Genomic DNA, 23,409 nt, shown 5'->3' on the forward strand with positions numbered 1-23,409 from the left:
ATGGCGAGCGCGCAGAGCGGCAGCGAGCAGAACGTGCGCGCCGGCTGGATCGGCTTGCTGGTGATCGTCGCGCTGGGCATCAACCTGCGGCCGATCCTCACCTCCATCGGCCCGCTGCTGGCCGACATCCACGACGCCACCGGCCTGGGCTTCCAGGGCCTGTCGATGCTGACGGTACTGCCAGTGCTGTGCATGGGGCTGTTCGCCCTGGGGCTGCCGTGGGTCGGCCCGCGCCTGGGCGAGAGCCGGGGCATGGTGCTCGGCCTGCTGGCCATCGGCGCGGCATGCTTCTGGCGGCTGCTGCTGGACAGCGGCTTCGCGCTGATCGCCAGCGCGGTGCTGGCGGGCTGCGGCGTGGCGGTGATCCAGGCGTTCGTGCCGGGGGTGATCAAGCGCTGGTTCCCGCACAAGGTGCCGTCCGCCATGGGTCTCTACTCGGCATCGCTGATGGCTGGCGGCGGTAGCGCCGCAGTCCTGGCTCCGGTGGTTTCGGAACACTTCCATCGCTGGCAGGACGGTCTCGGCGCCTGGCTGCTGCTGGCCATTGTCGGCCTGGTGCTCTGGGCGCTGGCCCGCCCGCGGGAAACGCCGGTGGCGGCGCCGCCCCGGCAGAAGGCGCAGCACTATTTCGGCAGCCGTCGCGCCTGGCTGCTGGCGCTGTACTTCGGCCTGATCAATGGCGGCTACACCAGCATGGTGGCCTGGCTGCCGGTGTATTACCGCCAACTGGGCTGGACGGCCCAGGCCAGTGGACAGCTGATCGGCCTGATGACCATCTTCCAGGTGATCGCTGCGCTGACCATCCCGTTGCTGATCCGCCGCTCGCTGGATCGCCGCGGCTGGCTGTGTCTGTGCCTGCTGATTCAACTGGCGGGCTTCATCGGGTTGATCTCGGCGCCGCTGTACCTGCCGGGTATCTGGGTGGCGATGATCGGCTACGGCCTGGGCGCCTGCTTTGCGCTGAGCCTGACGCTGACCCTGGATCACCTCGCCGATGCCGGCGCGGCCGGTCGGCTGGCGGCCTTCGTACAGGGCATCGGCTTCATCGTTACCGGCATCGTGCCCTACGTCACCGGTTGGCTGCGTGACAGCACCGGGAGCTTCCAGGCGTCGTGGATCCTGCTGGCGGTGTCGGTGGTGCTGATGCTGGGCGTGACGTTGCGCTTTTCGCCCAAGGGATACGCGCGGGCAATGCAGCGCTGAGGCTGGAAGAAATGGAAATGGCGCGGGAGGGCGCCATTTTTTTGCCTGCGTTACACGGAGGTAGCGATGTAGATGCGGTAGGCGATGATCGACAGCATGCTCAGTGTGCCGACCCACATCAGGAACACACCCACCGGGCGCTGGCGGATGGTGAAGCCGATCCCCAGCATGAACATGCCGAAGACGAGGATGCCGAGGGTGATGAAGAGGGACGTGGGGTCCAGGGGGATGAAGTGGGCGGTGGCGTCCATGGCGAATCCTTGTCTGAAAATTCCGATATAGAAAGTCTAGGCCAGGGCGAGGGCGAACTCTTTTGATCCCTGGCAAGTCGCGCTGGATCATAACGGCACGAACTGCTCAGCCCAAGGCTCAAGACTGCGCCAGCAGTTGCCCCTTGTTCGTCAGCACCAGTTGCAGGCCGCGGAACTCAGCCAGCTGCAGGTGCACGAGCCATCTTTTCAGGTCCGGGTGAAAAACGTCGCCGCGCCGCACGCGCCGCAGGAGATCATTCAACTCGTTACCGCGGCGAGGGGCTGGGATTCTGGTTTCATCGGCGTCGGACACTGAGCGGTATTCCTTAAACCTGGCGTCAGTGAATTCTGAATTCGAGCGAGCTTCAGCTTATTTTCTATTGCTATCAGAAAATACTGATCAGCATCTAAGTATCTGACAGATTCCGGAACCGGGTTGCCAATAGCTAGGAAGCGCCGCTGAAGCATGGCCATAAAAAAGCCCCGCGGTCCGGAGCGTCAGACCGCAGGGCCAGAACGGTCGAGAAACTCTCGACCGGGGAGGATCGATCAGGCCGCAGGCGTCGGCTGCCAGCCGCCGCCAAGGGCCTTGTAGATCGCCACGATGCCGCGGTACACGTCGACTTCCGCGAGGGCCTGGGCGTCCTCTGCGGCCAGCTGTTCGCGCTCGGCGTCCAGCAGGTTGAGGAAGTCCACGGTGCCCTCGCGGTATTGCAGGCCGGCCTGTTGCGCGGCATTGCGGCTGGCTTCGGACTGGCGCACCAGCGAGACCAGGCGCTGCTGGCGCTTGCCGTAGTCGCTGAAGGCGTTCGACGACTCTTCCAGGGCCAGCAGGACCTGCTGCTCGTAGGTCGCCAGGGCGCCGTCGGCGTCGGCCTTGGAGGCGCGCAGGCGAGCTCGCACACTGCCCAGGTCGAAAGCCGCCCAGGTGATGCTCGGGGCCACGCCCCAGGCGCTGGCGGCGGACGAGCCGATCTGCGAGCCACGGCCGGCGGTGTAGCCGAGGAAGCCGCCGAGGCTGACCTTCGGGAACAGGTCGGCGGTGGCCACACCGACATCCGCGGTGGCGGCCGCCAGGCGGCGTTCGGCGGAGGCCACGTCCGGCCGACGGCGCAGTAATTCACCCGGATCGCCGATGGGCAGGGCCTTGGCGATGGCGGGTAGCTTTTTCGGCGACAAGTCCACCGTCAGCGCATCCGGGCGCTGGCCGAGGAGGGTGGCGATGCGGTTGCGCTGGCGCACTTCCTCGGCTTGCAGTTGCGGCACGCTGGCTTCGGTGGAAGCCAGGCGCGCTTCGGCGCGTTGCACGTCCAGTTCGCTGCCGACGCCGGCGTCGCGCAACTGGATGGTCAGGTCGCGGGATTCGCGCTGGTTCTCCAGGTTGCTCCTGGCAATGCTCTCGCGAAGCTGCGCACCGCGCAGTTGCCCGTAGGCATCGGCGAGCTCGGCGATCAGGCTGACCTGTAGCTGCTGCAGGTCGGCCACGGTGGCTTCGCTCAGCGCGTCGCTGGATTCCAACTGGCGGCGCACGCGGCCGAACAGGTCGACTTCCCAGATCATGTCCAGGCCCAGGTCGTAACGCTCCTGGTTGACCCGGTCCTCGGTCTGGCCGGGCACCTGGCCCTTGCCGACCTGGCCTTCGGCGCGGCTGGTGACCGTGGGGAAACGGTCATTGGCGACGTCGTCGCGGATCGCCCGTGAAGCCAGCACGCGGGCGTAGGCCACGCGCAGCTCGCGGTTTTCCTTGAGGGACTGGTCGACCAGCTGGGTCAGCACCGGGTCGTCGAACTGTTTCCACCAGGCGTCTTCGTAACGGCTGCGGTCGTAGTTCTGTACCTGGGCATTGCTGTCCAGTTGCGCCGGCGCGGTGTCCGGCTTCTGGTAGTCGGGGCCGACCATGCACGCGCTGAGGGCCAGCGCGAGCAGGGAGGGGACGAACAGTTTCACGGCACTCTTGCTCACAGCATTGTTGATCATGACGCTCATGCCTGATGGGCCTCGTGGTTCTGGGCGATGCGCGCTTGCTGCGCCTGTTTCTTCGCTTCACGGGCTTCCATGAAGCGGCGGATCAGCACATAGAAGACCGGGGTCAGCAGCAGGCCGAAGAAGGTCACGCCGAGCATCCCGGAGAACACTGCGACACCCATGGCATGGCGCATTTCGGCGCCGGCGCCGGACGACAGCACCAGGGGCACCACGCCCATGATGAAGGCGATGGAGGTCATCAGGATCGGCCGCAGACGCAGACGGCAGGCTTCCAGTACCGCGCTCAGGCGATCCATGCCTTCGTCCTGCTTGTCCTTGGCGAACTCGACGATCAGGATCGCGTTCTTGCACGCCAGGCCCACCAGTACGATCAGGCCGATCTGGGTGAAGATGTTGTTGTCGCCACCGGACAGGATCACGCCCGCAATGGCCGACAGCAGGGTCATCGGCACGATCAGGATCACCGCCAGCGGCAGGCCCCAGCTCTCGTACAGCGCGGCCAGCACCAGGAAGGCGAGCAGCACGCAGAGCGGGAACACATAGATCGCGGAGTTGCCGGCGAGGATCTGCTGGTAGGTCAGCTCGGTCCATTCGTAGGTCATGCCATTGGGCAGCTCCTGCTTGAGCAGGCGCTCGATGGCGGCCTCGGCCTGGCCGGAGCTGTAGCCCGGTGCAGCGGCGCCGTTGATCTCGGCGGTGATGAAGCCGTTGTAGTGCATCACGCGGTCGGGGCCGGCGGTGTCGCTGATCTTGATGAAGGTGGCCAGCGGGACCATTTCACCCTGGTTGTTGCGCACCTTCAGCTGGCCGATCTGCTCGGGTTCGAGGCGGAACTGCTGCTCGCCCTGGACGTTCACCTGGTAGGTGCGGCCGAAGCGGTTGAAGTCGTTCGCGTACAGCGAACCCAGGTAGACCTGCAGGGTGTCGAAGATGTCGCTGATCGCCACGCCGTGGGTCTTGGCCTTCTCGCGGTCGATGGCGGCATCCACCTGCGGCACGTTCACCTGGTAGCTGGTGAACACCGACATGGGGTTGAGCTCCGGCAGTGCGCGGGCCTTGTTGAGGATGTTCTGGGTCTGTGCGTAGAGCTCCTCGTAACCGGCGTTGCCGCGGTCTTCGATCTGCAGGCGGAAGCCACCGATGGTGCCCAGCCCCTGCACTGGCGGCGGCGGGAAGATGGCGATGTAGGCGTCCTGGATGTCGGCGAACTGCTTGTTCAGCTCGGCGGCGATCTCGTTGGCCGACATGCCCGGGCCTTTACGCTCGCTGAAGTCTTTCAGCGGGGTGAAGACAATGCCGCTGTTGGGGCTGTTGGTGAAACCGTTGATCGACAGACCCGGGAAGGACACGGTGTGCTCGATGCCCGGGTGCTTGCCGGCGATGTCCGACATGCGCTTGATCACCGCTTCGGTGCGGTCCAGCGTAGCCGCGTCGGGCAACTGGGCGAAGGCCACCAGGTACTGCTTGTCCTGTTGCGGCACGAAGCCGGTGGGGGTGCTGGAGAAGCCCAGGTAGGTCAGGCCGATCAGCCCCGCATAGAGCAGCAGCGCGATGGAGCTGCCACGCAGCACGCGGGTGACGGTTCCGACATAGCCATGGCTGGCGCGGTCGAAGAAACGGTTGAACGGACGGAACAGCCAGCTGCCGAGCAGCTTGTCGAGGATCACCGAGAAGCGGTCCTTCGGCTCGTGGTGACCCTTGAGCAGCACGGCGGACAGCGCCGGCGACAGGGTCAGCGAGTTGAACGCCGAGATCACCGTGGAGATCGCGATGGTCAAGGCGAACTGCCGGTAGAACTGCCCGGTGAGGCCGGAGATGAACGCAGTGGGGATGAACACGGCGCACAGCACCAGCGCGGTGGCGATGATCGGCCCGGTCACTTCCTTCATGGCGCGCTTGGTCGCCTCGACGGGCGTGAGGCCCAGCCCGATGTTCCGCTCGACGTTCTCCACCACCACGATGGCGTCGTCCACCACGATACCGATGGCCAATACCAGGCCGAACAACGACAGCGCGTTGAGCGAGAAGCCGAAGGCGTGCATCACCGCGAAGGTGCCGATCAGCGATACCGGTACGGCAGCCAGCGGGATGATCGAGGCGCGCCAGGTCTGCAGGAACAGCACCACCACCAGCACCACCAGGATCAGGGCTTCGAACAGGGTGTGAACCACCGCTTCGATGGAGCCGCGAACGAAGATGGTCGGGTCATAGACGATGGAGTAGTCCACGCCCTGCGGGAAATCCTTCTTCAGCTCGGCCATCTTCTCGCGCACCAGGTTGGAGATGGCGATGGCGTTGGAGCCGGGACGCTGGAAGATCGGGATGGCGACCGCCGGCTGGTTGTCCAGCAGCGAGCGCAGAGCGTACTGGCTGGAGCCGAGTTCGACGCGGGCGATGTCCTTCAGGCGGGTGATCTCGCCGTCCGGGCCGCTGCGGATGATGATGTTCTCGAACTCTTCCTCGGTGACCAGGCGACCCTGGGTGTTGATCGACAGCTGGAAGCTGGTATCGCTCGGCGAGGGCGGGGCACCCAGGGCACCGGCGGCGACCTGGCGGTTCTGCTCGCGGATCGCGGCGACCACGTCGGTGGCGGTCAGGTTGCGCGAGGCGACCTTGTTCGGGTCCAGCCACACACGCAGCGAATAGTCGCCCATGCCGAACAGCTGTACGTCGCCCACGCCGTCCAGGCGCGCCAGCTCGTCCTTGATGTTGAGGATGGCGTAGTTGGACAGGTAGAGCATGTCGTAGCGGTTATCCGGCGAGGTCAGGTGCACGACCATGGTCAGGTCGGGCGAGGCCTTGTCGACGGTGATGCCGATCCGCGTGACTTCCTCGGGCAGCTTGGGCTGCGTGCGGGTCACGCGGTTCTGCACCTGCACCTGCGCGTTGTCCAGGTCGGTGCCCAGGGCGAAGGTGATGGTCAGGGTCATCTTGCCGTCGGCGGTGGATTGCGAGGACATGTAGAGCATGTTCTCGACGCCGGTGATGGCCTGTTCCAGCGGCGCGGCGACGGTCTCGCCGATCACCTTGGGGTTGGCGCCGGGGAAGTTGGCGCGTACGACCACGGTGGGCGGGACGACTTCGGGGTATTCGCTGATCGGTAGCTGGAACAGCGAGATGGCCCCGCCGATCAGGATGATCAGCGAGAGCACGGCGGCGAAGATCGGCCGCTGGATGAAGAATTGCGAAAAGTTCATGGCTGGTTCCTGTCGCGAACGCTCGGTTCGCCAAACCCGGGACAAAGGTCACCCAAGGCCCTGGTGGGAGAAGGGCCTGGTACATCGATTCAGGGTGAGTTCGTCGATGATCCGCCTGCGCTTGCCCAGGCTGCGTTGGAAGCCGGCTCGGAATGCTCATTCACTACAGTGAACTGCGCTTCCTCACCGCCTTCCGCCTTGCCTGGCCTGCGCTCGGCAGGATCCTCGCTGAACTCGTACGGGTTGGGTCAGCCGCGAGGCGCGCCCGGTTTGACGGACTTTTCGGCCACCTTCGGCGCCTCGAAGCTCTCCAGCGCACGGCGCTGATTTTCGAGGTTGGCGAGGGTTGACTGGCTGGCCATCTCGACACCCTGGGCGTCGACCTGGGCACCGGGGCGAACCCGTTGCAGGCCGTTGACCACGATGCGGTCACCCTTGACCAGGCCGCTGCGGACGATGCGCAGGCCTTCGAGTTTCGGGCCCAGCTCGATGCCGCGGTACTGCACCTTGCTGTCCTTGTCGAGCACCAGTACGAACTTCTTGCCCAGGTCGGTGCCGACCGCTTCGTCCTTGATCAGCGCGGCGGGGTAGGTGCCGCTGCCGACCAGCTTGATGCGGGCATAGAGGCCGGGGGTGAACTGGTTGGCGTCGTTGTCGAACACGGCGCGGCCACGGATGGTGCCGGTCTTGGGGTTGACCTGGTTGTCGAGGAAGTCCAGGCGGCCCTGGTGGGGGAAGCCGTCCTCGCCGGTCAGGCCCAGGTACACCGGGCTGCTGCCACGAGCGTCCGGACCACCCTTGCGGGCGAGGTCGACGTACTTCAGGTAGACACGCTCGTCGGCGTCGAAGTAGGCGTAGACCTTGTCGGTGGAGACCAGGGTGGTCAGCACGCTCTGGCCGCTGTTCACCAGGTTGCCGGCAGTGACTTCGGCCCGCGAGACGCGGCCGTCGATGGGCGCGGTGATCTGGGTGAACGACAGGTTCAGGCGGGCGTTGTCCAATTCCGCCTGGGTCGCGGCGACCACGGCCTTGGCCTCGGTGGCGGCGGCGGTACGGGCGTCGGCGAGTTCCGCGGAAATGGCGTTGGTGGCGCGCAGGCGATCGCCCCGGGAGGCTTCGTTGACGGTACGGGTCTGGTTGGCGCGAGCCTGCTGCAGCTGGGCTTCCAGGCGATGCACCTCGGCCTGGAATGGCCGTGGATCGATCTGGAACAGCAAGTCGCCTTTCTTCACCAGGGCGCCTTCACGGAAGGCGACGCGGTCGATGTAGCCGGAGACGCGTGGGCGCAGTTCGACGGATTCCGGCGCCTCCAGGCGACCGGTGAATTCGTCCCATTCATTGATTGGCTGCTCGATGACATCCGCCACGCTGACCTTGGGCGCGGCCATGTTCTGGGCCGCGTCCTGGCCTTTGCCGCAGGCGCTGAGAACCAGCACGGCGGCCAACGCCAACGGAATACGCAAGGTGTTCAGATTTCGCTCCATGGAAAAGACTCCGGCGATCTAATTGGTTTTGGGATTTCTGATGGAGCGGAGTCTGCGCAACAGGGCGCTTGGGAACTAATCGAACGAGCAGATTTTGATTATCACGCGCAGTGATAAATGCTTTTGCACTATGCGCAGGAATAGATAGAAGGAGTGGGCACGGGGATTGCCCGAAAGCGCTACTGGATAGTTTGGCGTGCTCGGGCTGCCCTCACGCTAACCCTCTCCCTCGGGAGCGGGGCGCGCAGCCAGCGCCGGAGTGAGGGAGTCGCCTCGCACCGAGGTACGGCCTAAGAGGGTTTCTGGAGGAGCGAGTTAGGTGGGCGGTGTCAAAGGCTGTCCGGGTCACCCACGAACATGGTGATCCGCGAACGCAGCCAGCGCTCGGCCGGGTCCTGGTCCTGGGCGCCACGCCAGACCATGGACAGTTCGGCCAGGCGGGTGGGGAAGGGCGGTTCCTCTGCGCGCAGGCCGCCGGCGGCGGTGAGGGCCAGGGCCACGTACTCGGGGACGGTGGCGATGATATCGGTGCCGGCCAGCAATTGGGCGAGGCCGACGAACTGCGGCACCGCCAGCACCACCTGGCGCTTGCGGTCCATCTCGGCCAGGGTCTGGTCGACGAAGCCGTCCAGGTCGCCGGCGTAGGACACCAGCGCGTGTGGGCGCGCGCAGTAGTCATCGAGGGTCAGCGCGCCGGGGATCGAGTCGGCCCGCAGGATCTTCCAGGTACTGCGGCGCAGGGTCTTGCGCTTGGCGTTGGCCGGCAACTCGTCGGTGTAGCTCACACCCACGGAAATCTCCCCGGACGACAGCAGCTGCGGCATCAGCAGGTAGTTGGCGCGGCGCACCACCAGGGTGATGCCCGGCGCCTCGGAGCGCAGGCGGCGCAGCAGCGGCGGCAGCAGGCCGAATTCCACGTCATCGGACAGGCCGATGCGGAACACCGCCTTGCTGGTGGCCGGGTCGAAGTCGGCGGCGCGGCTCAGCGCGGTGGAGATGGAGTCCAGCGCCGGCGAGAGGTGGCCGAAGATTTCCTGCGCCCGCGCGGTGGGCTCCATGCTGCGCCCGGTACGCACGAACAGCGGATCGTCGAACAGACCGCGCAGGCGCGCCAGGGCCGCACTGATCGCCGGCTGGCCGAGGAACAGCTTCTCGGCGGCGCGGGTCACGCTGCGTTCATGCATCAGCGTCTCGAAAACGATCAACAGGTTGAGATCAACCTTGCGAAGGTCGTTGCGGTTCATGGGGACTCCCTGGCGATGGGGGAAAAGTGAGGCCGAGCGTGTCCTGAGTCAAGTCTGTCAGATAAGTCCTTGATCAATTTCTACTTTTTTAATGAGAATCTCGTCCCGGCGGTGTGGTCTGACTCTGTATGAACAGAGCCACCCCGGTCCCGTGGACAGTCCCGGCGCAGAGCCTTGCAGCCGCGCAGGGCAAGGCTTGTAGCGCGGGCCGAATCATCGCCATTTATGTCAACTATCAATGGTGAACGGTGGCGTCACCCCTAAAGCCCGGATAGAGTCCGTGGCTATGAAGCACTACAAAGGCGAGGTATGTGATGTCCCGCATGATCCGTTTCCACCAGTTCGGTGACGCCTCGGTCCTGAAGATCGAGGAGATGCCGACCCCGCAACCGGGGCCGGGTGAAGTACTGATTCGCACCCAGGCGTTGGGCGTCAGTTGGCGCGACGTGCTTTGGCGGCAGAACCTCGCCCCGGATCAGGCCAAGTTGCCGGCGGGCATCGGCTATGAACTCTCCGGTATCGTCGAAGCCGTGGGCGAGGGTGTGGAAGACCTCGAGCCCGGCGTGGCGGTGGCCAGCTTCCCGGCGAATTCGCCGAACCTGTATCCGGCCTGGGGTGACCACGTCATCCTGCCGCGTACGTCGCTGACCCGCTATCCGGATGTCCTGACCCCGGTCGAGGCGGCGGTGCACTACACCGGCCTGATGTACTCCTATTTCGCCCTGGTGGAGCTTGCCCAGATCAAGCCCGGCCAGCGCGTGCTGATCACCGAGGCCGGCCATTGCCTGGCCCCGCAGGCGGTGCAGCTCGCCAAGGCGCTCGGCGCCCAGGTGATCGCCACCACCAGCCATGAGGAAACCCGCGAGTTCCTCAAGGGCCTGGGGGCGGACAAGGTCATCTATACCGAGGAGCAGGACCTGGTCCTTGAAGTCGAGCGCTTCACCAAGGGTGAAGGCGTCGAGATCGTCCTCGACCAGTGCGCCGGCCCGCAGATGAAACTGCTGGGTGACGTCGCGGCTCCGCGCGGCAAGCTGATCCTGTACGGCATCAACGGTGGCAATGACGCAGCCTTCCCGGCCTGCGCGGCCTTCAAGAAGCACCTGCAGTTCTTCCGCCACTGCGTGCTGGACTTCACCGGGCAGCCGGAGATCGGCCTGACCCGCAACGACGAAGCCGTGCAACGGGCGCTGACCGCGATCAACCAGATGACCGCCGACCAGTTGCTCAAGCCGAGCATCGACCGGGTGTTCGATTTCGCCCAGTACCTGGACGCCAACACCTATATGGAAACCTGCCCGGGCGGCGGCCGTGTAGTCATCAAGATGCCGGAGTGATCCGGCCTCCCTGAGGCGAGAAAGCCACTCTTCGGAGTGGCTTTTTTGTGCACACGAGATTCTGCGTTGTCCCAGCGGGAATTGGCCTGCCCGCTAGCCCTCGATTCAGGCCGCACGGCTCATATGCCGTCACACCCTGAGCAGTATCAGGCAAGCCTCAAGAGAACCAGGCAAACCGCTCGGCGCCTTCCTGGCGTATCGTCGCGGCACTGGTCGGCGCTTGCGCCTAGGCTGAATCCATTGCGTGACGAAGCGGCTGTGCTTCGCCCCATCCCATCACCCGCAGAAGAGGTGAAACCCCTGATGATTACCGTGAACCTGAACGGCAAGGACCATGAACTCGATGCCCCCGGCGAGATGCCGCTGCTCTGGGCCATCCGCGACGTCGCCGGCCTGACCGGCACCAAATACGGCTGCGGCATGGCGCTGTGCGGCGCCTGCACCGTACACATCGACGGCCAGCCGACGCGCTCCTGCGTCACCCCGCTGGCAGCGGTGGCCGGCAAGAAGATCACCACCATCGAGGCGGTGGCCGAACAGCCCGCCGGCAAGGCGGTGCAGGAAGCCTGGCGCAAGCTCGATGTGGTGCAATGCGGCTACTGCCAGTCCGGGCAGATCATGTCGGCCACCGCGCTGCTGGCCTCCAACAAGGCGCCCAGCGATGCGGATATCGATGCCGCGATGAGCGGCAACATCTGCCGCTGCGCCACCTATGCGCGGATCCGTGCGGCCATCCACGACGCCGCCCAGACCTTGGCCTGAGGACCGACACCATGCTCGAACCCCGTATCGACCAGCAGCCGGCCGAGGCCGGCAGCATCCTCAACGTCAGCCGCCGCAGCTTCCTGCGCGGCGCCGGCGGCCTTGCGCTGGGCATCTACTTCGCACCGTTGCTGGGAAAATTGGGCGACGCCCAGGCGGCCAGCGACTTCGAACCCAACGCTTTTGTCCGTATCGCCCCTGACGGCACCGTCACCGTGATCGCCAAGCATGTCGAAATGGGCCAGGGCAGCTACACCGGTCTCGCCACCCTGGTGGCCGAGGAGCTGGATGCCGACTGGAATCGCGTGCAGGTCGAAGGCGCTCCGGCCGATGCCAAACGCTACGCCAACCTGGCTTTCGGCAATCTGCAGGGCACTGGTGGCAGCAACGCCATGGCCAACTCCTTCGAGCAGATGCGCAAGGCCGGCGCCAGCGCCCGCGCCATGCTGGTGGGCGCGGCGGCGGAGCAGTGGAAGGTGCCGGCGGCCGAGATCGAGGTGCACGACGGCGTCGTCAGCCACGCTGCTTCCAGACACAAGGCCAGCTTCGGCGAGTTGGCCGAGGCGGCGGCGAAACAGCCCGTGCCGACAGACGTTAAGCTCAAGGACCCGAAGGACTTCAAGCTGATCGGTCAGGTGCAACTGCCACGCAAGGACAGCCCGTCCAAGACCGACGGCACCGCCCAGTTCACCCAGGATGTGCACCTGCCGGACATGCTGGTTGCCGTGGTCGCCCACCCGCCGCGTTTCGGCGCGGTGCCGGCCAAGGTTGATGCCAGCAAGGCCAAGGCGGTGCCAGGCGTGGTCGATGTGGTCCAGTTTCCGGGGAGCGAACGCCGTTTCGCTGGCGTTGCCGTGCTGGCGAAGAACACCTGGGCTGCGCGTCAGGGCCGCGATGCGTTGCAGGTCGAGTGGGATGAGAGCAAGGCCTTCAAGATGGGCAGCAAGGAAATCTTCGCCCAGTATCGCGACATGGCCAGCAAGCCGGGCCTGGTGGCGCGCAATGACGGGGATGTCGCCAAGGCGCTGGAGAAACCGGCGCACCTGATCGAGGCCGAGTATCAGTTCCCCTATCTTGCCCACGCCGCCATGGAGCCGCTGAACTGCGTGGTCTTCCTCAAGGAAGACGGCTGTCAGATCTGGAACGGCGAGCAGTGGCAGACCGGCGACCAGATGTCGGTGGCGCAGTTACTGGGCATGCAGCCGGAGCAGGTGAACATCACGCAGCTGTACGCCGGCGGCAGCTTCGGCCGCCGCGCCAACCCGCACTCGGACTATGTGCTGGAAGCGGCAGCCATCGCCAAGGCGGCTCGCGACCAGGGTGTGAAGGTGCCGATCAAGATGGTCTGGACCCGCGAAGACGACACCCGTGGCGGCTATTACCGTCCGGCCTTCCTGCACCGCGCGCGACTGGCGGTGGACGCCCAGGGCAATCTGGTGGGCTGGGAGCAGCGGTTGGTGGGGCAATCCTTCATCGTCGGCACGCCGTTCGAGAAGTTCATGGTCAAGGATGGCGTCGACAAGATCGCCGTGGAAGGCGCCGCCGATCTGCCCTACGCCGTGCCCAACCTGCGTGTCGAGCAGGCGCTGGCGGATAACGTGACGGTGCCGACCCAATGGTGGCGCTCGGTGGGCCACACCCACACGGCGTTCTCCACCGAAACGCTGATCGACGAAGCGGCCATAGCCGCCAAGCAGGACCCCTACGAGTTCCGTCGCAAGCTGCTGGAGAAACACCCGCGGCATCGCGGCGCGCTGGAGCTGGTGGCGCAGCGGGCCAATTGGCTGGCGCCGCTGGACAAAGGCAAGGACGGCGAGCAGCGGGGCCGCGGCATCGCCGTGCACGAGTCATTCGGCAGCTTCGTCGCCCAGGTGGTGGAGGTGACCTACAAGGCGGACAAGAGCTTCAAGGTGGACCGCGTGGTCTGCGCAGTGGACTGTGGCCTGGCGATCAACCCGGACGTGATCAAGGCGCAGATGGAGGGTGGCATCGGCTTCGCTCTGTCGGCGGCGTTGCACAGCGCCATCACCCTGACCGACGGCAAGGTCGACCAGTCCAACTTCCACGACTTCCAGGTATTGCGGATCAACGAGATGCCGGTGGTGGAGGTGCATATCGTGCCATCCGCCGAGCCGCCCACCGGCGTGGGTGAACCGGGGGTTCCGCCGCTGGCGCCTGCATTGGCCAATGCGCTGTTCGCGGCGACCGGCAAGCGCATCCGCAACCTGCCGATTGGCAATCAGCTACAGGCGTGATGCCTGGCTGGTAACACAAATGCCCCGCACGAGCGGGGCATTTGCTTGGCAGGGTCTAGACTTTCCCGAGATCAGGCGACCAGGGCCTGCTGTTCGTGCCCTTCGCAGATCAGTTCGCGCAGCACCCGGCGTTCTTCGGGCAGGGTGGCGGCGTTGTGCAGCGCCAGGCCGCCTTCCTCGTCGAGCACAGCGATCTGGGTCTCGAAGTGCAGCTGCAGCTCGTCCAGAGTGATGTAGGTGATGCGGTACGCCGCCTCGGTGCTGTGCATGGTCGCAGGCTCGATGTGGGAGGGCGCAGGCCCGATGGAGGCATCGTCGCGCCGAGCGGGCAAGGGCGGAAGTGAAACACCGTGATGGTGAACATCACCAAAGGCGATGGTGTCGGCGAGATTTTCCGGCATCTGTCATGCAGGACGGGTATCCTGCGCGGGCGTGCCCACACCGGGCATTTTGTAAATCGAATTGGAGCAGTGACATGAGCCGCGACAAGCAGCTTTTCCCGGAAGACGAAATCGGCGATGCCCTGTGGGCCCTGCAGGAAGACGGCGAAGACCTCTCCCTCGAGCATGAGGTGGAGTTCGCGGTGATCTTCCCGGACGAGCAGTCCGCCCTGGACTTCGCCATCATGCTGCTGCAGAACGGGCAGAAGGTGGCGTACTCCGAGTACGACGGCAACGACAAGCTGCCCTGGCAGGTACTGGCCTACCCGGTGATGGAGCTCTCCCACGAGCACATCAGCGGCTACGCGGCGCTGCTGTCCGAGCACTCCGCTGACCTGGGCGGTCAGATGGACGGCTGGTCGGCGCTCTGATTGGTTGATGCAGCATGAAAGACGGCGCCTTCGGGCGCCGTTTTTCTTTGGTCGTTTGAGCATTGGCAGTGGGACCACTCTCCCCTCAGAGAGAGGGTGGGTAAGTGGCTGGCCCGGGGTACAAATCTTCCCGCATGAGACGAACGTCCGTATGCGGCGCATCACCCGCCAGCGTTATCCCTCCTACGTTCCTGCAAAGGTAGTCACTCCGGTAGTGGCGCCTGCCGCGCGACCTGGCGCAGTGCCTGCTCGTAGTAGTCGGTGCTCTGCGCCCCGGATATCAGCTGGCGGCCATTGAGGATCACCGCTGGCACGGCGCGAATGCCTCGACTGGTGTAGAAATCTTCTTCGGCCACCACCTCGTCGCCATAGGCGTCGCTATCGAGGATTTCCCGGGCGCGCACGGCGTCCAGGCCGACGCTGACAGCCACTTCCAGCAGCACTTCCGGGTCGCTCGGGTCGCGGCCTTCGCCGAAGTAGGCATGCAGCAAGGCCTGTTTCAACGCCACGTCGCGATGCGACTCGGCGGCCCAATGCAACAGGCGGTGGGCGTCGAAGGTATTGTAGATGCGGTTGCGCTTCTTCAGATCGAAGTGCATGCCGACTTCCTCGCCCATGGAACGCAAATGCTCCTGGTTGCGGGCGATTTCCTCGGCGCTGCTGCCGTACTTGCGCTGCAGGTGCTCCACCAGGTCTTCACCCTCGGCAGGCATGTCGGCGTTGAGTTCAAAGGGCTTGATGTGCAATTCCACGGTCAGTTCGCCATCCACCCGGCGCATGGCCTCCAGCAGGCCATTGAGGCCGATGGCGCACCAGGGGCAGACGATATCGGAGACGAAATCAATGGTGATGGCGTCGCTCATGGGGGCGAACTCCGGCAAATGGGCGAGCGCCTAGCATGGACCCGGATGGGCGTTCCAATCCAGTGGCGATAGCGCCGGGCGGTGATTCGGCCCGTTGGCCAGGCCTTGGCGCCCTTGTCTCGGGCGTGGGTCTTCCATCGGGGCGACATCCCTGTCGCGAAGGGAGTATCAGGGGGCGGGAGAGGGCGACGACGAACGCATTGGCTGCTTCGGGTTATCACCTGAGAACTACAATCATTTCATGGGTTTCCCGCCATGCGGTGAAATGCCGGAGCGACGCAGCCGGTCGGACTGCGACATCCGCGACGCTCCGGCACTGGAATTGCCACGAAGACGCGCTACCTTGAGCCTGTTGCGCTCAGAAAATTCTGATGCCGCACTCCCTCCCGCCGTCCCGCGCAGGCAACGGACCCGCAGCAGCAGGCCCGGCAGTCAACCAGCAGAAACGGAGCACACCATGGCTCGCAATACGCCCATCGAGCTTTACCGCAATATCGGCATCGTCGCCCACGTCGACGCCGGCAAGACCACCACGACCGAGCGCATCCTTTTCTATACCGGTGTGAACCACAAGATGGGCGAGGTGCACGACGGCGCGGCGACCATGGACTGGATGGTGCAGGAACAGGAGCGTGGCATCACCATCACCTCGGCGGCCACCACGGCGTTCTGGCAGGGCTCCTCCAAGCAGTACCCCAACAAGTACCGCTTCAACATCATCGATACCCCCGGGCACGTCGACTTCACCATCGAGGTGGAGCGCTCCCTGCGCGTGCTCGATGGCGCGGTGGTGGTGTTCAGCGGCGCCGATGGCGTCGAGCCGCAGTCCGAGACCGTCTGGCGCCAGGCCAACAAGTACCACGTGCCGCGCCTGGCCTACGTGAACAAGATGGACCGTCAGGGCGCCGACTTCCTCCGGGTGGTGGCACAGATCAAGCAGCGCCTGGGCCACACCCCGGTGCCGATCCAGCTGGCCATCGGCTCGGAAGAAACCTTCTCCGGGCAGATCGACCTGGTGAAGATGAAGGCCATTGTCTGGAACGACGCCGACCAGGGCACCAGCTACACCGAGGAGCCGATCCCGGCGGAGTTGCAGGCGCTGGCGGACGAGTGGCGCGCGCACATGGTCGAGGCTGCCGCCGAAGCCAACGACGATCTGATGAACAAGTACCTCGAAGGCCAGGAACTGACCGTCGAGGAAATCAAGGCCGGCTTGCGCCAGCGCACCCTGGCCAACGAGATCGTTCCCGCGGTGCTGGGCTCCTCGTTCAAGAACAAGGGCGTGCCGCTGGTGCTCGACGCGGTGATCGACTACCTGCCGGCGCCCACGGAAATCCCGGCGATCAATGGCACCGATCCGGACGACGAAGAGAAGCACCTGGAGCGTCACGCCGACGACAGCGAGCCGTTCTCCGCGCTGGCCTTCAAGATCGCCACCGACCCCTTCGTCGGTACCCTGACCTTCGCCCGCGTCTATTCCGGCGTGCTCAGCAGCGGCGACGCGGTGCTCAACTCGGTGAAGACCAAGAAGGAACGCGTCGGCCGGATGGTGCAGATGCACGCCAACCAGCGCGAGGAAATCAAGGAAGTGCGCGCCGGCGACATCGCCGCGTTGATCGGCATGAAGGACGTCACCACGGGCGACACCCTGTGCTCCATCGACAAGCCAATCATCCTCGAACGCATGGACTTCCCTGACCCGGTGATCTCCGTGGCCGTGGAGCCCAAGACCAAGGCCGACCAGGAGAAGATGGGCATCGCGCTGTCCAAGCTGGCCCAGGAAGACCCCTCGTTCCGCGTCAAGACCGACGAGGAAACCGGGCAGACCATTATCTCCGGCATGGGCGAGCTGCACCTGGACATCATCGTCGACCGCATGCGCCGCGAGTTCAACGTCGAGGCCAACATCGGCAAGCCGCAGGTGGCCTACCGCGAGGCGATCCGCAGGAAGTGCGAGATCGAGGGCAAGTTCGTCCGCCAGTCCGGCGGCCGTGGCCAGTTCGGTCACTGCTGGATTCGCTTCGAGCCGGGCGACGAGGGCAAGGATGGGCTGGAGTTCGTCAATGAGGTGGTCGGCGGCGTGATCCCGCGCGAATTCATCCCGGCGATCCAGAAGGGCATCGAGGAACAGATGCAGAACGGCGTGCTCGCCGGCTACCCGCTGATCGGCTTGAAGGCCTCGGTGTTCGACGGCTCCTACCACGACGTCGACTCCAGCGAGATGGCGTTCAAGATCGCCGCCTCCATGGCCACCAAGCAGCTCTCGCAGAAGGGCGGCGCGGTGCTGCTGGAGCCGGTGATGAAGGTCGAGGTGGTGACGCCGGAGGACTACATGGGCGACGTGATGGGCGACCTGAACCGCCGGCGCGGGCTGATCCAGGGTATGGAAGACACACCGGCGGGCAAGGTCATCCGCGCCGAGGTGCCACTGGGCGAGATGTTCGGCTATGCCACCGACGTGCGCTCGATGTCGCAGGGGCGGGCGAGCTATTCGATGGAGTTCACCAAGTACGCCGAAGCGCCGGCGAACATTGCCGAGGCGATTATCAAGAAGGCCCACGGCTGAGGTTTCCCTGAGCCAATGACGGCGCCTGCGGGCGCCGTTTTCGTTGGTGTGGTCCGGTATGACTCTTTTGGTAGGGCGCATAACGCGCCAGCGTTATCCGCCGCATGGCCATCGGCGCATAACCCGTTCCGGGTTATGCGCCCTACGGTGCTGGTGTTTAGCGCCGCATTTGAGTGTTCGGATGTATTGGGTTTCGCCCCCTCGGGCGAGTCACTTTTCCAAACGCCGAAAAGTAACCAAAAGGCTTGCCCTGGACATCCGGTTTTTCGCTTGGGGCGAAAAATGCCCTCGTTGAACGGGGCACTCGGAGTGTGTGGGCGTTTCTCTGGAAGTCTTCGAGTGCCAAAATCCGATCTTCCCGTGTTGGAGCGGGCCACGCCCGCGATCCGCCGGCAAGGCAGGCGGCCGCTCACTCCGCCAACGGCAACCCAAAGCAGAACATCGCCCCGCACGGCTCGACGTTCTCCGCCCAGATATCCCCGCGATGCCGCGAGACGATGCTCTGGCACAGCGCCAGGCCGATGCCGTTGCCGCTCACCTTCGAGGTGAAGAAGCCATCGAACAGGCGCTCCTTGGTCCCGGCATCGATGCCGGGCCCCTGGTCCAGCACGCACAGCCGCGCGCTGCCGGCGTCGCGCGAAGTACGGATGCGCAGCAGGCGGCGCTCCTCGGGGAGGTTGAGCATCTCTTCGATGGCGTTGAAGGCAAGGTTGAGGATCACCTGGCCGACCAGCACCTTCTCGCAGCTCACCCACAGCGGTTCGTCGCAGCGCTCCAGCTCCACGCGCACGTTGCTTGGCTGGGCTTTCAGACTGATGAAGTACAGCGTCTCGCCCAATAGCTCGTTGAGGTCGATGCGCTGTTCGGCCTGCTCCAGTTTCACCACGTACTCGCGCACGCTCTTGATGATCAGCGAAGCGTGCTCGATCTGTCGCACGGCGCTGTCCAGGCCCCAGGCGGCGGAGGCTTCGGCCTTCTGCTCGCGGTCCAGGCGGATCAGCGCGCCCTCAATGAAATTGCGCGTCGCTGCCAGCGGCTGGCTGAGTTCGTGGGCAATCGCCAGGGCCATCTCGCCCATGGCGTTGTAGCGCGCCAGGTACTCCAGCTTCTGGTCGCTCTGGCGCTGCGCCTGTGCGGCGCGGACCTGCTCGGTGACGTCGCGGAACAGCAGCAGGTGGCCGACCAGGTCGTCCTCGATCTCGATGTAGCGGCAGGTCGCGTGGTGCCAGCGCCATTCGCCGTCCAGACGTTGCAACTGATAGCTGACGGAGTACGGCTCGCGGCTGGGCGGCTGCATCGCCAGGTGGTGTTCCAGGCGCGGGCGCGTGGCGCTGTCGCAGCGGCCGAGGAAGTTGTGCGCCAGCCAGTCGTCCTGGCTGCCGCCCAGCAGGGGCAGGGCGGATTCGCTGAGGAAACGCAGGTTGCCGTCGGCATCCAGCACCGCTACGCCTTCGGCGAGGTCCTGCATGAAGGCCTTCAGGCGGCTCTCGAAACGTTGCAGGTCGCGCTCGACCTGCTTCTCCCGGGAGATGTCGCGGAACTGCACCATCAGCACGTCGCGCTCCTGCAGGTGCACGCGGGTGGCGACGGCTTCGGAAAGGATTTCCACACCCTGCTTGGAGCGGTAGCACCACTCGATGGTGCGCTGGCCGGTACGCGCCGCGCCTTCCAGCCAGCGCAGGCCCACCGAGCGGCGGTACTGCGGGGCCTTGGCGGTCATGTCCGGGGCTTTGAGCGGCACCAGCTCTTCCAGGGTGAAACCGAGCACCGCCAGGGCGGCGTTGTTCGCCCAGAGGATTTCCTTGGTCTGCGCATCGTGAAGGATTACGCACAGCGGCATGGCCTGGAGCAGGGCGAGGAAGTCGTCGGGCCGGGGCTGGAACATCGGGGAGTGGTCTCGGTGGGCAGTGGCGCCTTTATACCTTGCAGCGTAGCGCGATGGGACTGCGGAGTAACTCGCCGCCGACTAGGGGATTCCCTTAGTCATGGGGCTGCACGCACCAATGGTTGGCCGGGCAGGGCGGTTCATACACTGGCCCCAACGACGACCTGCCCGCATCGAACGGGCCGATGGCCTACACGACCTGTTCCAGGTCTCGCCGAGCGCAGTTCAGGCAAGGCGGAGGCGCGCGAGGAAGCGCAGTTTGCATTTGCAAATGAGCATTCCGAGTGCGCCTCCAACGCAGCCTGAGCAAGCGCAGGCAGACCGGGAGCAGGTCGATAAGAACAAACGGAGATAATGCCATGCTGCGTGCCGCCCTCGCCGAACCGCTCGATGCGGACGGCCGTGCCCTCGAATTCCAGCGCGTACTCGATGAAGTGCGCCAACGCCGCGACGAGTTCGACAGCCGCTCCCACGTTCCCCGCGACATGATCGAACGCTTCCGCGACGTGGGCATCTACCGCGCCGCGACCCCGCGCTGCTTCGGCGGCGACGCGCTGCCGCCGGCCCAGTTCCTGCGCCTGGTCGAACGCATCGCCGAAGCCGACGGCTCCGCTGGCTGGGTGGCCAGCTTCGGCAGCGCCAGCACCTACCTCACCGCGCTGCCGCGCCATACCCTCGCCGAGCTCTATGCCGACGGCCCGGACCTGGTGTTCGCCGGCGGCCTGTTCCCGATCCAGCCGGCCACGCAGGTGGAAGGCGGCTGGCGCGTCAGCGGTACCTGGAAATTCGCCAGTGGCTGCAAGGGGGCCGACGTGCTCGGCGTCGGCATCGGCATCGGCGGTCCGGGCGGCAAGCCGCGCACTGCGCTGCTGCGTGCCAGGGATGTGGAGATCGTCGAGAACTGGAACGTGGTCGGCCTCAAGGGCACCGGCAGTCACGACCTGAAGCTGGACAACGCCTTCGTTGCGGACGACTGGACGTTCATTCGCGGCGGCGAATCGAACATCGACGAACCGCTGTACCGCTATCCGACTATCGCCTACGCCGCCCAGGTGCTGGCCGTGGTCAACCTCGGCCTGGCCCGTGCAGCGCTGGACGAGATCACCCGCATGGCGTCTTCCAGCGGCGTGACCGGCGCGCCCAAGCTTGGCGATCGCGCCTACGTACGCATCGAAATCGGCAAGGCCGAAGCCGAATTACAGGCTGCGCGCGGCTTCTTCTATGACGCCACCGAGACCGTCTGGGATTCCATCCTCGCCGGCAACGCCGTCAGCCCCGAGCAGGTCAGCCAGCTGCGCCTGGCCGCCGTGCATGTGTCCCGCGCCGGTGCTGACGTGGTGCGCCGCGCCTACAGCCTGGCCGGCACCACGGCGATCTACCTGAACCACCCGCTGCAGCGCTACCTGCGCGACGCCATGGTGGTCACCCAGCACGCCTTCCTCAGCGATGGCATGTACGACGGCGCCGGTGCGGTGCTGCTCGATGTGCCGCCGTTCCCCGGATACATCTGATTCAAACCCATAAGAACAAGGACTCGAAGCATGACCCGTCCGACCACCGAACCCTTGCGCGTACTGTTCTGCATCGGCATCGCCCAGCCGTTCTTCGACCTGCCCACCGGTGAAGGCATCACCGTGTGGAAAGGCTTCTCGCAGATGATGAGCGACCTCGGCGCGCTGCCGGGCATGAACGTGCTCGGCGTGCTGGACGACGACCGCCTGATGGTCGGCCCGTCCACCACCTCGCCCTGGACCGTCTACATCATGGCCGATGTGGATTGCCACCAGACCGTGATCGATGCCTGCAACCTGTTCCGCACCACGCCGGTGGGCGAGTACAGCCTGTGGAAGTACGCCAAGGTCGAGGCGCGCATCGGCCGCCCGCTGACCATCCCCGAAGCCGCGCGGACCTGAGCCATGAACAGCCTGAGCATGGCCGAGCTGAACCGCCGCCTGGAGGTCCTCGAAGGGGAAAGCCAGGTGCGCCGGTTGATGGCTCGCTACATGGACCTCTGCGACGTGCCGCACGCGCCGGTGGCGATGAGCGAGCTGGCCGAACTGTTCAGCGAGGATGCGGTGTGGGAGGGCATCGGCACTTCCACCGCGCAGACCTTCGGCCATCATCAGGGCCGCGAGGCGATCGCCGCGTTCGTCTTCGGCTACCTGCCGCCGTCGCCGCACTTCACGCTGAACCTGCATTTCCTCACCAGCGAGTCGATTCGCGTCGACGGCCGCACCGCGCGCGGGCAATGGATCATGCAGCAGCTCTCGACCTATGCCGAGGGCCACACCGAGCTGTTCGGCACGCGGCTGGACATCGATTTCCGCGAGATCGACGGGCGCTGGCAGATCAGCCATTTCCGCACGCAGCGCCTGTCGCAACGCGCGCTGGGTGGTGCAGGGGAGGGCCGTTCGTGAGCACTTTCGTCAGCGAATTCATTCTCGGCGGCGACGGCAAGCGCGTCGCGGTCAAGGACAGCATCGACATCGCCGGCTACCCGACCCGTTGCGGCACCCGCGCACTGGCCGATGCCGCGCCGGCCGAATGCAACGCCTTCGTGGTCGACGCCGTGCTGAACGCCGGCTGGCAGATCGTCGGCAAGACCAATCTTCACGAACTGGCCTTCGGCGTCACCGGCATCAATGACTGGACCGGCACGCCGATCAACCCGATGGCGCCGGACCGCGTACCCGGCGGCTCGTCCAGTGGCTCCGCGTCCGCCGTGGCGGCGGGCCTGGCGGATATCGCTTTGGGTACCGATACCGGCGGGTCGGTCCGTGTGCCAGCGGCCTGCTGTGGTATCGCCGGGCTGAAGCCGACCTTCGGCCGCGTCAGCCGCGACGGCGTCCATCCGGCGCAGAGCAGCCTGGATTGCGTCGGCCCATTCGCCGCCAACATGGCCGACCTGATCGCCGCCATGCAGGTGATCTGCCCCGGTTTCGGCGAAGTGCAGTTGCCGAGCGAAGGCGCCCGCGTGGCCTTCCTCGAAGTGCCGTCCGCGCCGCACATCCAGGCTTGCCTGGGCGCCGCCGCCGACCGTGCCGGCTGGCGCCGCAGCCACCTGTTCCTCGGCGAGTTCGAGGCGGCCTTCCAGGCCGGGCTGGTGGTGATCAATCACGAAAACTGGGCCGCCTATGCGGCGCTGACCGGCAAGGGCCTGATCGGCGCCGATGTCGAGCAGCGCCTGCTGCTGGCCAGCCGCACCACCGACGCCGAGCGCGCCGAGGCGGAGAAAGTGCGCGAGCACTTCACCCGTGCCATCGACGCCGCGCTGGAGGACTTCGAAGTGCTCTTGCTGCCGACCATGCCCGACCTGCCGCCGCTGCTCAGCGATGCGCGCAACGGCAAATCGGTGGCCGGCATGACGCCCCTGGTGCGGCCTTTCAACCTCAGCGGACACCCGGCGCTGACCGTGCCGGTGGACCTGGATTGCGGCGGGCTGAAAGTCGGCCTGCAGATCGTCGGCCGCAAGGGCGACGACGAACGCGTATGCGCCTTCGGTGCGCAACTCGAACACAGCCTGGCCGCCACGCGGCCTGCGCAAAAACATAAGAAATCGGCATGAGGA

General features: G+C 65.5%; 19 protein-coding genes. 10 read left to right on the plus strand and 9 right to left on the minus strand.

Annotated features, from left to right (window positions below; all coding sequences use genetic code 11):
- Positions 1 to 1,203, plus strand: coding sequence for a CynX/NimT family MFS transporter (locus A9513_RS02155; RefSeq protein WP_051445545.1), 1,203 nt, complete (start codon positions 1 to 3; stop codon positions 1,201 to 1,203).
- Between the two features lie 50 nt (positions 1,204 to 1,253).
- Here the strand turns inward: A9513_RS02155 and A9513_RS02160 are convergent, their stop codons facing one another.
- The 6 genes from A9513_RS02160 to A9513_RS02185 form a co-directional block, all read right to left on the minus strand.
- Positions 1,254 to 1,454 carry a hypothetical protein gene (locus A9513_RS02160; protein ID WP_024762279.1) on the minus strand — a complete coding sequence of 67 codons (201 nt, stop codon included), beginning with the start codon at positions 1,452 to 1,454 and terminating at the stop codon, positions 1,254 to 1,256.
- A 118-nt stretch (positions 1,455 to 1,572) separates the two neighbouring features.
- Positions 1,573 to 1,767 carry a hypothetical protein gene (locus A9513_RS02165; RefSeq protein WP_024762278.1) on the minus strand — a complete coding sequence of 65 codons (195 nt, stop codon included), beginning with the start codon at positions 1,765 to 1,767 and terminating at the stop codon, positions 1,573 to 1,575.
- Between the two features lie 236 nt (positions 1,768 to 2,003).
- A complete protein-coding gene (locus tag A9513_RS02170) occupies positions 2,004 to 3,431 on the minus strand; it encodes an efflux transporter outer membrane subunit (RefSeq protein ID WP_065083889.1) in 1,428 nt (475 codons plus the stop codon).
- A gap of 5 nt (positions 3,432 to 3,436) precedes the next feature.
- The gene (locus tag A9513_RS02175) at positions 3,437 to 6,637 is read right to left on the minus strand and encodes an efflux RND transporter permease subunit (RefSeq protein WP_024762276.1); all 3,201 of its coding nucleotides are present in this window, start codon (positions 6,635 to 6,637) and stop codon (positions 3,437 to 3,439) included.
- Between the two features lie 248 nt (positions 6,638 to 6,885).
- Positions 6,886 to 8,121: a multidrug efflux RND transporter periplasmic adaptor subunit MexE gene (gene mexE, locus A9513_RS02180; RefSeq protein ID WP_024762275.1), complete on the minus strand. Its 1,236-nt coding sequence runs from the start codon at positions 8,119 to 8,121 to the stop codon at positions 6,886 to 6,888.
- A 329-nt stretch (positions 8,122 to 8,450) separates the two neighbouring features.
- Positions 8,451 to 9,365 carry a LysR family transcriptional regulator gene (locus A9513_RS02185; protein WP_017517481.1) on the minus strand — a complete coding sequence of 305 codons (915 nt, stop codon included), beginning with the start codon at positions 9,363 to 9,365 and terminating at the stop codon, positions 8,451 to 8,453.
- A 314-nt stretch (positions 9,366 to 9,679) separates the two neighbouring features.
- Here A9513_RS02185 and A9513_RS02190 point away from each other — a divergent pair, with 314 nt between their 5' ends.
- From A9513_RS02190 to A9513_RS02200, 3 genes are all read left to right on the plus strand, one after another.
- Entirely contained in the window at positions 9,680 to 10,699 is a 1,020-nt protein-coding gene (locus A9513_RS02190) for a zinc-dependent alcohol dehydrogenase family protein (RefSeq protein WP_037009194.1), read from the plus strand.
- 303 nt (positions 10,700 to 11,002) lie between these two features.
- A complete protein-coding gene (locus A9513_RS02195; RefSeq protein WP_024762273.1) occupies positions 11,003 to 11,461 on the plus strand; it encodes a (2Fe-2S)-binding protein in 459 nt (152 codons plus the stop codon).
- Positions 11,462 to 11,472: 11 nt separating this feature from the next.
- Positions 11,473 to 13,716: a xanthine dehydrogenase family protein molybdopterin-binding subunit gene (locus tag A9513_RS02200; protein ID WP_065083866.1), complete on the plus strand. Its 2,244-nt coding sequence runs from the start codon at positions 11,473 to 11,475 to the stop codon at positions 13,714 to 13,716.
- 71 nt (positions 13,717 to 13,787) lie between these two features.
- Here the strand turns inward: A9513_RS02200 and ptrC are convergent, their stop codons facing one another.
- Positions 13,788 to 13,985 (minus strand): type III secretion system co-regulatory protein PtrC, encoded by a 198-nt coding sequence (gene ptrC / locus A9513_RS02205; RefSeq protein WP_024762271.1) that lies wholly within the window; start codon positions 13,983 to 13,985, stop codon positions 13,788 to 13,790.
- A 206-nt stretch (positions 13,986 to 14,191) separates the two neighbouring features.
- On the opposite strand from ptrC, the gene A9513_RS02210 reads away from it, so the two are divergent.
- A complete protein-coding gene (locus A9513_RS02210) occupies positions 14,192 to 14,527 on the plus strand; it encodes a ribonuclease E inhibitor RraB (RefSeq protein WP_024762270.1) in 336 nt (111 codons plus the stop codon).
- Positions 14,528 to 14,730: 203 nt separating this feature from the next.
- Here A9513_RS02210 and A9513_RS02215 read toward each other — a convergent pair whose 3' ends face one another.
- Complete coding sequence (locus A9513_RS02215) at positions 14,731 to 15,390, minus strand: DsbA family oxidoreductase (protein WP_024762269.1); 660 nt, start codon at positions 15,388 to 15,390, stop codon at positions 14,731 to 14,733.
- 457 nt (positions 15,391 to 15,847) lie between these two features.
- Here A9513_RS02215 and fusA point away from each other — a divergent pair, with 457 nt between their 5' ends.
- Positions 15,848 to 17,956: an elongation factor G gene (gene fusA / locus A9513_RS02220; protein WP_024762268.1), complete on the plus strand. Its 2,109-nt coding sequence runs from the start codon at positions 15,848 to 15,850 to the stop codon at positions 17,954 to 17,956.
- A gap of 409 nt (positions 17,957 to 18,365) precedes the next feature.
- Here the strand turns inward: fusA and A9513_RS02225 are convergent, their stop codons facing one another.
- Complete coding sequence (locus tag A9513_RS02225; RefSeq protein WP_065083867.1) at positions 18,366 to 19,841, minus strand: ATP-binding protein; 1,476 nt, start codon at positions 19,839 to 19,841, stop codon at positions 18,366 to 18,368.
- Positions 19,842 to 20,200: 359 nt separating this feature from the next.
- On the opposite strand from A9513_RS02225, the gene A9513_RS02230 reads away from it, so the two are divergent.
- Genes A9513_RS02230 through A9513_RS02245 form a run of 4 tightly spaced genes read left to right on the plus strand, consistent with a single transcriptional unit; the run spans position 20,201 to position 23,406 of the window.
- Positions 20,201 to 21,352, plus strand: coding sequence for an acyl-CoA dehydrogenase family protein (locus A9513_RS02230; protein ID WP_065083868.1), 1,152 nt, complete (start codon positions 20,201 to 20,203; stop codon positions 21,350 to 21,352).
- 30 nt (positions 21,353 to 21,382) lie between these two features.
- On the plus strand, positions 21,383 to 21,754 hold the full coding sequence (locus tag A9513_RS02235; RefSeq protein ID WP_017516776.1) for a hypothetical protein: 372 nt from the start codon (positions 21,383 to 21,385) through the stop codon (positions 21,752 to 21,754).
- Between the two features lie 18 nt (positions 21,755 to 21,772).
- A complete protein-coding gene (locus tag A9513_RS02240; protein ID WP_065083890.1) occupies positions 21,773 to 22,258 on the plus strand; it encodes a nuclear transport factor 2 family protein in 486 nt (161 codons plus the stop codon).
- Entirely contained in the window at positions 22,255 to 23,406 is a 1,152-nt protein-coding gene (locus A9513_RS02245) for an amidase (protein WP_065083869.1), read from the plus strand. Before A9513_RS02240 ends, A9513_RS02245 begins: the two co-directional genes overlap by 4 nt.
- The last annotated feature ends 3 nt before the right edge of the window (positions 23,407 to 23,409 follow it).

Source organism: Pseudomonas sp. AU12215 (assembly GCF_001675465.2).
Lineage (GTDB): Bacteria > Pseudomonadota > Gammaproteobacteria > Pseudomonadales > Pseudomonadaceae > Pseudomonas > Pseudomonas nitroreducens.